Source organism: Actinomadura fulvescens, from assembly GCF_039533225.1.
Taxonomy (GTDB): Bacteria; Actinomycetota; Actinomycetes; order Streptosporangiales; family Streptosporangiaceae; genus Spirillospora; species Spirillospora fulvescens.
In genome coordinates this window covers 515,289-528,063 of the sequence record NZ_BAAATD010000007.1, presented here as the reverse complement: position 1 = coordinate 528,063, position 12,775 = coordinate 515,289, and the positions used below count along the sequence as shown (strand labels likewise).

At 70.5% G+C, this 12,775-nt stretch carries 10 protein-coding genes; 6 read left to right on the top strand and 4 right to left on the bottom strand.

The genetic code is table 11. From position 1 onward, the window contains the following. Positions 1–651 precede the first annotated feature (651 nt). Positions 652–1,953 (bottom strand): alkyl sulfatase dimerization domain-containing protein, encoded by a 1,302-nt coding sequence (locus ABD333_RS27450; protein WP_344545371.1) that lies wholly within the window; start codon positions 1,951–1,953, stop codon positions 652–654. Positions 1,954–1,975: 22 nt separating this feature from the next. Then, a complete protein-coding gene (locus ABD333_RS27445) occupies positions 1,976–3,268 on the bottom strand; it encodes an MFS transporter (protein WP_344545370.1) in 1,293 nt (430 codons plus the stop codon). Positions 3,269–3,366: 98 nt separating this feature from the next. On the opposite strand from ABD333_RS27445, the gene ABD333_RS27440 reads away from it, so the two are divergent. After that, positions 3,367–4,623, top strand: a complete 1,257-nt coding sequence (locus tag ABD333_RS27440) for a PucR family transcriptional regulator (protein ID WP_344545369.1) — start codon at positions 3,367–3,369, stop codon at positions 4,621–4,623. A gap of 178 nt (positions 4,624–4,801) precedes the next feature. Here the strand turns inward: ABD333_RS27440 and ABD333_RS27435 are convergent, their stop codons facing one another. Then, the gene (locus tag ABD333_RS27435) at positions 4,802–6,217 is read right to left on the bottom strand and encodes an Nramp family divalent metal transporter (protein ID WP_344545368.1); all 1,416 of its coding nucleotides are present in this window, start codon (positions 6,215–6,217) and stop codon (positions 4,802–4,804) included. Further along, a complete protein-coding gene (locus ABD333_RS27430; protein ID WP_344545367.1) occupies positions 6,214–7,110 on the bottom strand; it encodes a shikimate dehydrogenase in 897 nt (298 codons plus the stop codon). Before ABD333_RS27430 ends, ABD333_RS27435 begins: the two co-directional genes overlap by 4 nt. 64 nt (positions 7,111–7,174) lie before the next feature. Here ABD333_RS27430 and ABD333_RS27425 point away from each other — a divergent pair, with 64 nt between their 5' ends. From ABD333_RS27425 to ABD333_RS27405, 5 genes are all read left to right on the top strand, one after another. Then, a complete protein-coding gene (locus ABD333_RS27425; RefSeq protein WP_344545366.1) occupies positions 7,175–9,058 on the top strand; it encodes a bifunctional sugar phosphate isomerase/epimerase/4-hydroxyphenylpyruvate dioxygenase family protein in 1,884 nt (627 codons plus the stop codon). A 43-nt stretch (positions 9,059–9,101) separates the two neighbouring features. Continuing rightward, the gene (locus ABD333_RS27420; protein ID WP_344545365.1) at positions 9,102–9,779 is read left to right on the top strand and encodes a TetR/AcrR family transcriptional regulator; all 678 of its coding nucleotides are present in this window, start codon (positions 9,102–9,104) and stop codon (positions 9,777–9,779) included. Between the two features lie 137 nt (positions 9,780–9,916). Next, positions 9,917–10,516 (top strand): RNA polymerase sigma factor, encoded by a 600-nt coding sequence (locus tag ABD333_RS27415; RefSeq protein ID WP_344545364.1) that lies wholly within the window; start codon positions 9,917–9,919, stop codon positions 10,514–10,516. Then, a complete protein-coding gene (locus ABD333_RS27410; protein WP_344545363.1) occupies positions 10,513–11,181 on the top strand; it encodes a hypothetical protein in 669 nt (222 codons plus the stop codon). Before ABD333_RS27415 ends, ABD333_RS27410 begins: the two co-directional genes overlap by 4 nt. Further along, positions 11,178–12,770 (top strand): molybdopterin-binding protein, encoded by a 1,593-nt coding sequence (locus ABD333_RS27405; RefSeq protein WP_344545362.1) that lies wholly within the window; start codon positions 11,178–11,180, stop codon positions 12,768–12,770. The genes ABD333_RS27410 and ABD333_RS27405 overlap by 4 nt, the downstream gene beginning before the upstream one ends. Positions 12,771–12,775: the final 5 nt, after the last annotated feature.

Genomic DNA, 12,775 nt, shown 5'->3' with positions numbered 1-12,775 from the left:
GGGCGCCGTCGTGGCCTATGAGCTGGCCGGTAATGGAGTGCACTCGGAAGCGGGCGTTGACGAAACGGGAAGAACGCCGGATCCGGATCCGCGCCGTGCTCACGACTATCGTCCCCGACCTGAATGAGAGCGGCTGGGCCACCGCCTAGGGGCGATCGACTCGGCACGGCCTCGCGGACTAACGTACGCTCCTCGGCAGAAGCGGACGTCATTCTCGGCGCCCGGTTCCCGGTCTCCTAGCCTTGCCAAGATCGTTGACGGGAACTAGATCAGACCAACGTAGATCGACTGGCTTTGTTGCCTGGAGCGCACGATGCCGTCGAGCTGGAGCCACAGCCCACCAACGGTCACCTCGCAGATCGCCGAGAGTTACGGACAGTGAGACTGACTCTCTCCAAGATCTGGAGAGGGACGGGAGATCATCTCTGCGCCGAAGGGTGCTCAACGGCGCTGAACGGAGTTGAACGGAGCCTTGTGAGCTGCACAGATATCTCACAGCGCAGGTCAGGGATGATCGCGGATTACCTTGACACGGTAGAGGCCGCTGGTGCAATCCCAGTATCGCCCACCACCTTTGGCCTCGCCTCACACCAAGTGAGGCGAGGCTTTCGCCGTCTCCAGGAGGAAACTGGAGACCATCCGCGGGGATGCCTAGGCGATGAGGCGCGGGAGGCTCGTGCCGTCGTCCTCGGCGGCACCGGCCAGGCGCCGCGACTCGTTGGCGGCCCAGGTGTAGACGCCGGTGGCCATCAGGGACGGCTCCGCCTCGGCACGGGCCGCGTAGACCTCCGCACGGACTGCGTGCAGGTCCACGTCATTCGGCTCCGCCTGGGTCGCCATTTCGGCGAGATGGGCGGCCAGACGCAGGTCACCGCTGTCGGCGGCCTTGCGCGCGGCGGCGGCGAGCTTGGCGGCGCCTCCCGCGAGCTCGGCCACCGCGCGGGCGAGTTCGGCGTCGGGCGCCGGCTTGAGGTTCGCGGGGTTGCCGTCGTACCAGCCGCCATAGAGCCGCCACAGGTTGCGCACGATGAACTCGGGCTCGTCGTACTTCGCCTGCAGGTAGACCCGGTCGGCCAGGCGCGCGGGCGGCTTGACCGCGTGCACGATGTCGTCCAGCCGCGCCCCCTCGTTGAGCAGGCCGAGGGTCTGCTCGACGATGCTCTCCAGCCACTCGGCGGTCTCGGTGAGCGCCTGATGGATCCGTTCGGCGCCGAAGATCGGCGCACCGTGGGACGGCACCATGATCTCAGCGCCGAGACCGGCCATGCGGCGCAGCGCGTACGCCCACTCGCGCGGATAGCGCTGCGCCTTCTGCGGGTTGCCGCAGTTGGGGGTGAGCCAGATGAACAGGTCGCCGGGCAGCAGCAGCTTGTATTCGGGCACCCACCCCACGGCCGCGTCGTCGGTCTCGCCCTTGGCGTGGAAGAGCTCGAACGTGAGGCCGCCGCGGGTCACGGTCAGCGCGTCGCGGAACGTGACGTCCGGATGCCGGTACTCGGTCGGCCACCGCAGGTCGGGCACCTGGAACTGCCGCTGGTTGATGACCGAGTTGTAACCGGCGGTCAGCACGTACCGGTCGAACCTCGCCTTGACCGCCTCGTGCGCGACCACCTGCGGGCGGGCGTGCCCGGCGGCGGCCGCCTCGGCGTCGAACGGGCCGACGCCCATGACGTGGTCGATGTGGCCGTGCGAGTAGAACGCCGTGGTCAGCGGGTCGCTCGTCCATCGGCGCAGGCTCTCGTGCAGCAGCCCGGCGGTGTGCGGGTTCCCCGTGTCGAAGAGGATCAGCTCGCCCGCCGTACGGAACCCGATGACGTTGCCGAACCCCGGCTGCCAGCCGAGCCCGTCGGCCAGCTCGACGACGCCGGAGCCGCCCATCCCGGTGTGGACGATGCTGTCGTCGGTCTCACCACGCCACACCTTGTCGGCGTAGTTCTTGATGTCGATGGTCACAACAGTTCCTTTCGGTGATGGTTCAGCGGGAGGCGGGGATCGGTTCGGGAGCGGTGCCGTCCAGGAGCGCGGCGCGGTCCCGGCCGGGACGCATCAGCGCGGCACCGAGCAGGCCGCCCACGATCATCAGTCCGCCGGCCAGATCGAAGGCGTGCTGGAATCCCTGTGCCGCGTCGCCGGCGGCGTCCGCGAACGCTCCCGTGACGGCGGGGCCGAAGGCACCGGCGGACGAGGCGAGCGCGGTGACGGTGCCGAGCAGCGCCGCACGCTGGCGGGCGGGGGCGAGTTCGGCGAGCGAGGCCGACATCAGCCCGAAGAACGAGTTGCCCACGGTGAAGGCGAGCAGCATGACCAGCACCATCGCCGCGCCGCCGCCGGCCCTCGTGAACAGCAGGACGCCGAGGCCGGAGACCACGACCGCCGCACCGCCGACGACGCCGCGGGCGATCCGGCTGGAGGTGCCGTTGCGCATCATCCGCTGCGAGGTACCGCCGATGGCGAGCATGAAGACGATGCCCACGACCTGCGTCCCGGCTGCGGTCAGGCTCGCCTGTTCCAGGCTGAAGCCGTGCACGCGCTGGAGGAACTGCGGCAGCCACGTGATCGCGACGGCCATCATCCAGAACGCGGCGAAGCCCGCCGCCAGACCGCCGAGCACGGTCCCGCGGGTGAACAGCCGCCGGTACGGAACGCGCGCCTCGCCCTCGTCGCCGTCCTGAACGGCGGTGCGCGGCGAGTAGCGGCCCTCGCCACCGAGGGCCAGCCAAGCCACCATCCAGAGCAGACCGAGCACGCCGGTGACGGCGAAAGCGGCGCGCCAGCCGAGCTGGCCGATCACCACGGCCAGCAGCGGCCCGCCGACCGCCACGCCGGTCGCGCCGCCCACGGAGAGCAGGCTGCTGGGCAAGGTGCGTTCCCGGTCCGGGAACCAGCTGAACGCGGTGTGGTTGGCCAGCGGGAACGCGGGCCCCTCCGCGGCGCCCAGCAGCACGCGCGTGCCCACCAGGACGGCCAGGCCGGAGGCCGGCAGGGCCACGGCGAGCTGGGCCACGCTCCACAGCAGCACCAGGCCGGTCAGCAGGCGCTTGGCGGGGACCCGGTCGGCCAGGAAGCCCACCACGACGCCCGAGACGCTGAAGAGCAGGAAGAACGCGCTCCCGATCGCGCCGAACCGGGTGTCGGAGAGCCCGAGGTCCTCCTTGATGTGCTTGCCGGCCAGGCCCAGCACCGTCTTGTCCATGAAGTTGATCAACATGAAGCAGAACAGCAGGACGACGACCGTCCAGGCCCTCCGGGAGGAGGCCGAGGCTCCCATACGTTTCGCTCCGATCGCCCGCGGGGTGGTGTGATCACCCTTCCTCCACCGGAAACCACCGACAATGGGCTCTTCCCGCGCGTTCGACCGGAAAGGCTGTGACATGTCACAACGCCGGTACGCTTGGCCCCTGGTGGCACCGCACCGAAACGAGGAGCACGATCATCGCGGACGAGCAGGTCAGGGCCATGGCGGCGGAGCTCGCCCGCCGCTGCGAGAGCCAGGTCAACCGGCTGGCCCGCGAGCTGGCCGAGCGCCACTTCACTGTGATCCCTGACTACGAGTCGCTGCCCGAGGACATGCGCGACCTGGAGATGGCGACGACCGCGCGCCGGGCGATCCGGCAGTTCCTGCAGAGCGCGGCGGGCGTCCGGCCGGCCGACGAGGACTTCCGGCCGTTCCGCGAACGCGCCGCACAGCGAGCCGAGGAGGGCATCGAGCTGACCACCCTCCTGCGCACGTACTTCATCGGCGCCGAGGTGGTCTGGGACGCGCTCCGCGCCGGCGCCCGCCCAGGCGAGGAGCCCGCGCTGCTCTGGCTGGCCCGGCACCAGCTCCGCGGCCTCAACCGGATGATCGCCGCGGTCACCGAGGCGTACCAGGCCGAGCGGGCGGCGATCCTCGCCGAGGAGCGCGTGGCCTACCAGGAGGTGGCGCGGGCATTGCTGGCGGGCGAGCCCGCGGGGGCCACCGCGGCGCGTTCCGGGATCCGGCTCGCCCCCGCCTATCTCGTCCTCAACCTCCTCATCGCGGACGACGTACCGAACGTGAACGTGATCGAACGGCGGGTCCTGCGCCGCGTCCGCGCCAACCTTGAGGGCTTCACCGACGGCACCCCGCTGACGCTGCTGGACGCGCGCGGCGGCCATGTGCTGCTCCCGCTGAACGCGGCGGACCGCATGCCCGAGCTGGCGCGGCTCCTCACCGACACCGGACCGGGCGGTGAGCAGATCATCGCCGGTGCCGCGCGCACCCAGGACACCACCGATGTGCCGCGCGCCGCCGAGCAGGCGGTACGGATCGCCCGCCTCGCGCACACCACCGGCCGCCCGCCGGGCGTCTACCAGCTGGCGGACGTCCTGCTCGACTACCACCTGAGCGGCCCCGCCGACAGCGGCCGCGAACTGACCGCCCTGCTAGCGCCGCTGGAGACTCATCCGGAGCTGCTGGAAACACTGCGCGCGTTCCTCGATCACGACATGGACCGGCGGCGGACGGCCCAAGCGCTCGCCGTCCATCCCAACACGGTCGACAACCGCATGGCGCGGGTGTCCTCGCTCCTGGGCGTCGATACCCAGACAACACGCGGACTCCTGCTCTGCGCTGCCGCCCTAACCCTCCGTCGCCTGACCTGAGCCGCACCGCCACACGCCCAGTAGTTGAAAGGGCGGTTCGGCAAGCCATTTGAATGGCTACTGAGGCTGCGCTATCGGATCCAGACGGCCCCGCACGTGGCGGGTACGGTATCGGGCGGCTCAGCCAAGGAGCCGTCCCCTTGGCTACCGACGATGCAGTTCGTCGGGGGTGGGCACTTCAGAGGTTTTGGAGTTGGGTGATCACCATGGCCGCGGCGAAGAAGCCGTAGAAGGCGATCGCGATGACCAGGGTCGCCAGTCGTACGCCATGGATGCGGATGGGGCGGGGCAGGTCCTTGGTGTTCAGGCGGACGAGCAGGATCGAGTAGAGCAGGGTGACGACCGAGGCGGCGCAGGTGGAGACGATGAGGAGTCCGAGGGGCTGGTCGAATCCGGACAGGAGGATGATCGAGCCGAGCACGATCTCGGCCCACACGACGGCCAGGTAGAGGCGGGCCTCGGTCCAGCGGGGCGAGTTCATCAGATAGTTGCGGCGCAGGAAGTCCGAGGCGACCCGGCCGATGACGTCCAGCAGGCCCATCGCGGTCGCCCAGAGCGAGACCGCTGCGATGGCGAAGAACAGGACCTTGAGCCACTCTCCGACCTCGGCGGCGAAGATGTCGCCCTGGATGCGCAGGAACGACGGGTCGGACTTCAGGTCGCCGCGGCCGAAGAGCGTCTCGTACGCCAGCAGGCTCATGACGCCGATGGTGACCACGCAGACCGCGACGAACGTGGCGAGGTGCTCGACGTTGGCGCGCTTCCACCAGATCCGCCAGCGGGCGAGGTTGTCCTCGGTCTCGGCGAAGCCGTAGCGGTCCGCGCCGGAGGCCTCTTCGCGGCCGGTGATCGGGGAGATCAGTCGTGGCACGTGGGCGCCCATGCCGTAGCGCTTGTCGCGGATCCAGTTGCTCAGGACGAGGTTGTGCACGCCGCCCGCGCCGGCCGCGCCCAGACCGCTGAGGATCATGGTGAAGGTGATGCCGTCGGGGCTCCGCCCGAACCCGGTCACGGTCTTCTCCGCGCCCTCTCCCCAGGTGGACAGGGAGATCACGAACACCACGGCGACGGCGAGGAAGAACAGGGTCAGGGCGACCTTGACCATCTCGACGCGTTCCACCGTCTTGTAGATCACCTTGGAGAACGTGAGCAGGAGGCCGATCACGACGAGGGCGCCCACCGAGATCCAGACCGGGTCACCGCCACCGACCAGGTAGGTGAACACGGTCGAGCCGCTGGTGGCCCAGCCGGGCCAGACGTACTGGAACGCCCCGGCCAGGCAGATCAGGATGCCCCAGCCCTTCCACCAGCGGGAGAACCCGGCCACGGCCGTCTGCCCGGTGGCCAGCGTGTAGCGCTCGATCTCCATGTTGATGACGAACTGCATCACCAGGGCCATCAGGGCCAGCCACAGCAGCCCGAGCCCGCCGATCGAGGTGAGGTACGGCCAGAGGATGATCTCACCGGCGGCGAGGCCGATCCCGGCCGCCACGATGCCCGGGCCGATCATCCGGCGCAGCGGCATGGGCTCGGGAAGGTCGCGGACGGCGTCGGCGGACGCGGTGGGGCCTGGGGGCTGGATGTGCTGGCTCATGTGACCCTCCGGGGAGTGGTGGGGTGGCCGGACCGTTTGGCGAGCAGCCTCCGCAGGTGTTCGAGCATGCGGCCGGTATCGGGGGTCCGGCCGGTGATCAGCTCGAAGCCGGCGGCCGCCTGGAACACGCACATGGCCGCACCGCCGATCGCGCGGACGCCCCGGGAGCGCGCCGCGCGCAGCAGCGGCGTGTCGAGCGGCATGTAGACGATGTCGACGAGCCAGAGCCCGGGGAACAGCAGGTCGACGGGCATCGGCGTCCCGGGGTGTGAGTGCATGCCGACCGGGCTGGCGTTGACCACGCCGTCGGCGGAGGCGAGCGCTTCGCCGAGGTCGTCCGGCGCGACGCCGGTGATCCGGTCGGCGCCGAACCTGGCGGCGAAGGCCTCGGTCAGTTCCGCGCGCCTGGCGGCGTCGGGGTCGGCGAGGGTCAGCCGCCCGGTCCCGTTCGAGAGCAGGGCGTAGGCGCAGGCGGACCCGGCACCGCCCGCGCCGAGCTGGACGACATGGCGGGTCGGCGCGCCGGGCAATCCGGCCCGGAACGACTCGGCGAACCCCACCGCGTCGGTGTTGTGGCCGACCCTGCGCCCGCCGTCGAACACGACGGTGTTTACCGCTCCGATGTCGGCGGCCTGCGGGGAGAGCCGGTCGAGATGGGAGATGACCTCCCGTTTGAACGGATGGGTGATGTTGAGGCCGGCGTAACCCGCGGCCTCGGCGTCGCCGAGCAACCGGCCCAGGTCGGCCGGTGTACCGGGATGATCGACATCGATCAGGTCATAGGCCAGATCGAGGCCGTGGTGGGCGCCCTCGACCTCGTGCAGGGACGGCGACAGCGACATTTCGATGCCCGAACCGATCAGCCCGTACCGGCAGGTTGTGGCGTGGCTCACAGCGACTTAATGTACGAACTAGTACGTACCTACACAACCCCCCGGCGATCGAAGGGAACGGGACATGCGCAGGTCCATCGCCACGGTGTCGCTCAGCGGGCCGCTGACCGGCAAGCTGTCCGCCATCGGCGCCGCCGGCTTCGACGGCGTGGAGATCTTCGAGAACGACCTGGTCGCCGGGGCACCGAGTCCCGAGGAGATCCGCGCCCGGGCCGGCGACCTGGGGCTGGGCATCGACCTGTACCAGCCGTTCCGCGACTTCGAGGCCGTGCCGCCCGCGCTGCTCGCCGGCAACCTGCGCCGCGTCGAGCACAAGTTCGCGGTCATGGAACGGCTGGGCGCGACACTGCTGCTCGTCTGCTCGAACGTCTCGCCGCACTCGATCGACGACGACGCCCTGGCGGCCGAGCAGCTGCGCCTGCTGGCCGAACGGGCGGCCGGGCACGGTGTCCGGATCGCCTACGAGGCGCTGGCCTGGGGCCGCAACGTCGACGACTACCTGCACGCCTGGCGGATCGTGCGCATGGCCGACCACCCCGCTCTGGGGTTGTGCCTGGACAGCTTCCACATCCTGTCGCGGGAGACCGACCCGTACGCGATCGAGACCATCCCGGCCGAGAAGATCTTCTTTCTCCAGCTCGCCGACGCCCCCCGGCTGCCGATGGACGTCCTCTACTGGAGCCGTCACTACCGCTGCTTCCCCGGCCAGGGCGACCTCGACGTGGCGGGCCTGGTCGCGCACGTCCTGCGCACCGGCTACGACGGGCCGCTGTCACTGGAGGTGTTCAACGACGTCTTCCGCCAGGCCGCCGCCATGCGCACCGCCCGCGACGCCATGCGCTCGCTGGTGTTCCTGGAGGAGGCGGCCGCCGGGCGCCTCGGTGAGGCCGCCAGGCGCCTCGGTGAGGCGTCCCGCCCGGCGTCCCTCGTCCCCCCGCCGCCTCCGGTGAGCCCGACCGGCTTCGCCTTCGCCGAACTTTCCGCCCCGCGCACCGGCCCGTTGAGCGAGCTGCTGACCGCACTCGGTTTCCGGCGGGCCGGCGTGCATACGCACAAGCCCGTCGAGCTCTGGCAGCAGAACACCGCCCGCATCCTGCTCAACACCGGGAACGCCGAGAGCCAGGACGGCCCCGCGCTGGCGGCGATCGGACTGGAGACCCCGGATCCGGCCGCCTCGGTCAAGCGCGCCGAGGCGCTGCTCTCGCCCGTGCTGCCGCGGTGGCGCGACCCCCACGATGCGCCGCTGGACGCCGTCGCCGCGCCCGACGGCACCGACCTGTTCTTCTGCCGCACCGCGTGCCCCGGCCATCCCAGCTGGACCGACGACTTCGCCGAGGACCGTCGAGACCCGGGCCACGGCGAGATCACCCACATCGATCACGTGGCGCTCACCCAGCCGTGGCACCTCTTCGACGAGGCCTCGCTGTTCTACCGCAGCGTGCTCGGCCTGCGCCCGCACGAGAGCCTGGAGCTGCCCGACCCCTACGGGCTCCTGCGCAGCCGCGCGGTCTCCACCGCCGACGAGCGCGTACGGATCGCCGTCAACGTCGCCCACGTCGGCCACGTCGGCCCGCACGAAGGCACGTCCGACGTGGCGTGGCAGCATGCCGCGCTCGCCAGCACCGACATCGTGGCCACCGTACGCCGGTTCCGCGCCGCGGGCGCCGCCCAGCTGATCGTGCCGGACAACTACTACGACGATCTGGAGGCACGCCACGACCTCGGCGCCGAGCGCCACCGGCTGCTGCGCGAGCTCCGCCTGCTGTACGACAAGGACGAGCACGGCGAGTTCCTGCACTTCTACACCGCCACCAGCGGACGTGTGTTCTTCGAGGTCGTCCAGCGCATCGGCGGATATCAGGGGTACGGCGCGGTCAACGCCCCGGTGCGGCTCGCCGCCCAGCACGCTCCACGAGCTGATCATGGAGGGACGTCGCGCTCGCCCTAGGATTGGGACGTCCGCCACCGGCCGTCCCGCCCCGTGGAGTCGCATGTCGCCCGAGTCCGCCCCGTCCGCACCTCAACGACGCCGGCGCGATCGTGAACGCACCCGGGCGGAGATCCTGGACGTCGCGGAGCGGGAGTTCGCCAGGCGCGGGTACGCGGGGGCGCGGGTGGACGACATGGCCGCGCTCATGCGCACCACCAAACGAATGATCTACTACTACTTCGGCGGCAAGGAACAGCTGTACATCGCCGTTCTCGAGAAGGCCTACAGCGAGGTCAGGGCCGCCGAGGCGGCCATCGACGTCGACCATCTGGCTCCCGTCGAGGCGATCCGGACGCTGGCCGAGCTGACCTTCGACCACCACGACTCCCACCAGGACTTCATCAGGCTCGTCGCCATCGAGAACATCCACCAGGCCGAGCACCTGCGCAAGTCACAGGTGCTGACCAGCCTCGGCACCCCGGCCACGGGGCTGATCTCCCAGATCCTCAAGGCCGGGCGCGCCCGCGGCGACTTCGCCGCCGACGCCGACGCCGTCGACGTGCACATGGTGATCAGTTCGTTCAGCTACTTCCGCGTCGCCAACCAGTACACGTTCGGGGCGCTGTTCGGCCGCGACCTGATGTCCCCCGAGCACCGCCGCCGGCACCGGCGGATGGTCGGCGACATGGTCGTCGCCTACCTCACCGGGGCCGGCGACCGGGATCACGGCACGAGCTGACGGGACGCGGGTCCGTTCGGCGCGGACGCCGGCCCGTCCGGCGCGGACGCCGGTGGCCAGTCCCTCCGAATGTGACGCGGCGGCCGGGTCTGACCAAGAACGTGTGTGAGGAGCGATCGCGGCGAAGGGGTGAATGGATGTCGGATGCGTCAGACCATGAAGAGATAGAGCGAATCGGGCACGACCGGGTCGCGTTCGCGGCGTTCTACAGCGAACACCTGCAGCTGGTGCAGCGTTTCATCGCCCGACGAGTCGACGACCCGCATCTGGTGGCGGACCTGACCGCGGACGTGTTCCTCGCGGTCATCGACTCCGCGCACACCTACCGGGCCGATCAGGGAGATCCGGTGCGCTGGCTGTACGGCGTGGCCCGCAACGTCGTCGCGGGCGAGTTTCGCCGACGCGCCCGGGGCCGGCGGGCCACCAGCCGGATCGTCGGCAGGGCGCTCGTCGACGCCGACGACATCGCCGTCCTGGAGGAACGCCTCGACGCCGAGGCCCAGGCGCGCCGGCTCTATCACGCGATGAGTGAGCTTCCCGACGCCGAACGGGCCGTACTCGAACTCGTCGCGCTGGAACACCTGACGGTCCAGGAGGCCGCCAAGGTTCTCGGGGTGCGTTCGGGAGCCGCCCGGATGCGTCTGCTGCGGGCCCGGCGCCGCATGCGAGATCACCTCGCCCAGTCAACGGCCGAGACCATGGAAACCACCCGCACGCCTCTGGAGGTGGCGCAATGAATACGACCGACCAGCGGCCCCGTGTGCCGTTCGAGGAACGTCTCCGCGCCGAACTGCTCAAGGTCGTCGACGAACGGGCGGCGGATGTCCCGGACCGCATCACGAGCACGGCGGCGCGGCGATTCGTTCGGCGGCGGTGGCTGGTGCCGGCGGTGGGTGCCGCCACGCTGGCGGCGACCGCGGCGGTTGTCCTACCGGTGCTCGTGCCCGGCGGCGCTCCTGCCGCGTACGCCGTCGAGCCGCAAGGCGACGGTACGGTCCGCGTGGAGATCAAACAGCCGCGGGATGCGGCCCGGCTCGAACGTGACCTCAAGCGGGCGGGCATTCCGGCCACGGTGGACTATCTCCCGACCGGTAAGACCTGCCGGCAACCCCGGTTCGTCCCGGCCGGCGATGCTCCCAGCGGTGGCGGTTCCTCCGGGGTAGAGCTGCGAAGCCCCGGCGACGGCGGCGGCGGTCCGACAGCGATCTTCACATTTCAGCCTGCCGACTTCACCAAGGAGCGGTCGCTGGTGATCGAGAGCACGGGCGGCGAGGGTGTGACCGGCCTGCAGGCCAGTGTCGCCCAGGGCGCGGTATCACCGTGCGAGCCCGTCGATGCGGAAACCACTCCCCCGGGGCTCGGCGAGGACACCGCGACGCACCACTCTGGAGGACAGCGATGAGGCGGCGGGCGCTCGTGGTGGCCGCGCCCGCGATCGCTGCGGCTGTGGCGCTGTCCACTGCCTGGGTGTCGGCCGCCGCGGGTGAGCGGGATCATCAGCTGACCATCACCGTTCTGGGCCGCGACGGCAAGCCGGCCAAAGACCACCGGCTCTTCCTCGCAAGCTATGACAGGGCGACGGAGCGTACGCCGAGCGGCCCGAACGGCCGCGTCCGCGTGCGCGTGCCGCGCGGCCGCTACTACCTGCACGGATCGATCAGGGCCGGGGGCCGCACCGACCGGGTGACGGCGCCGTGGCTCACGCTGAACGGCGACACCGCGATCACTCTCGACGCCCGGACCACGACCCCCGTGAACGTCACGGTGCCGCACAAGGACGCCCGGCTCTTCGACGGCGTCCTCAACGGCGACATGATCGTCCGCAAGGGGCTCCGGCCCGTCGTCATCCCGGGCCTGCCCATTGCGGACTTCGCGAAGCTCGGCACGGCACAGGTCGGCCCCAACGCTCCGCGCGGGCGATTCGTCGGCTCGATGCAGGTGACCCTCGTCGCGCCCGGCGCGGCCGTGGACTCGCCGTACTCCTACACCCTGGCCTGGTTCACCCCCGGCCGTCCCTACACCGGCTCCCACACCGTGCGCCGCGCAGAGCTCGCCAAGGTGCGAGCCCGCTACCGGCCGCAAGGCCGTGACACTTCGGCCGGCAAGCTCAGTCTCGCGACATACGCGCCCATGCCGAACGCTCGCGTCCCCTTCGCCACCCAGTTGCCGGTGCGGCTGCCCGGCACCCGCACGGAGTACTTCAACGTCCGGGACCTCACCTGGTCGTTCGGGGTGGAACCGGCCTTCGACGCGTCCAAGCCACTGCCGGACTGGGACCAGCAGGTGCCGTCGCGCACCTACCGGGCCGGCCGCCGCTACTACGAGGTCTGGAACGGCGCAGGCGTGTTCGGCCCGTCCCTGCCGCCGGCAGAGCCAGAGGGGTACGCCGGCGCCAGCGCCAAAGCCCTGAGCATGCGAGTTCCCATCTACGGCGCCACCGCCGACACCAGCGGCTCCATCAAAGGCAAGGCGCACACGGTGGTGTACCGCGACGGCGCCAAGGTCGGCCGCTCGGACGACGCAGCCTCCTGCCACCTCGAAGGGAAGCCGAAGCCGGGCCGCTACCGGATCACCACCGAACTCAAGCAGAGCCTGAATCCGACCTCCACGACCATCAGGGCCGAGTGGACCTTCAGATACAGCGGACCTACGGCCCCAGGCAAGCCGACCGCGCTACCGGTTCAGGTCATCCGGTTCTCCCCGGTGCTCGACGAGACCAACGCTGCCCCCGGGGGTTTCCCCTACCTGGCCGGCATCACCGTGCACCGCAACCCCGGCGCGGCCCCAGCCGCCGTCACCATCCCCCAAGCCGAGGTGTCCTACGACGACGGTGCCACCTGGCGCAAGACCCCCGTCATCAGACGCGGCAAGCACTGGGCAGCCCTGCTAAGGCACCCGAGAAGCGGCTGGGTCTCACTGCGCGCCCAAGCGACCGACACCACCGGCAACGCCACCAGACTGACCATCATCCGCGCATACCGCCTGACCTGAGGGCG

Excerpts from the sequence above, each read along its gene's own strand:
- ABD333_RS27445 (WP_344545370.1), bottom strand. The coding sequence starts at position 3,268 with ATGGGAGCCTCGGCCTCCTCCCGGAGGGCCTGGACGGTCGTCGTCCTG.
- ABD333_RS27435 (WP_344545368.1), bottom strand. The coding sequence starts at position 6,217 with ATGAGCCAGCACATCCAGCCCCCAGGCCCCACCGCGTCCGCCGACGCC.
- ABD333_RS27425 (WP_344545366.1), top strand. The coding sequence starts at position 7,175 with ATGCGCAGGTCCATCGCCACGGTGTCGCTCAGCGGGCCGCTGACCGGC.
- ABD333_RS27420 (WP_344545365.1), top strand. The coding sequence starts at position 9,102 with ATGTCGCCCGAGTCCGCCCCGTCCGCACCTCAACGACGCCGGCGCGAT.
- ABD333_RS27415 (WP_344545364.1), top strand. The coding sequence starts at position 9,917 with ATGTCGGATGCGTCAGACCATGAAGAGATAGAGCGAATCGGGCACGAC.
- ABD333_RS27410 (WP_344545363.1), top strand. The coding sequence starts at position 10,513 with ATGAATACGACCGACCAGCGGCCCCGTGTGCCGTTCGAGGAACGTCTC.
- ABD333_RS27405 (WP_344545362.1), top strand. The coding sequence starts at position 11,178 with ATGAGGCGGCGGGCGCTCGTGGTGGCCGCGCCCGCGATCGCTGCGGCT.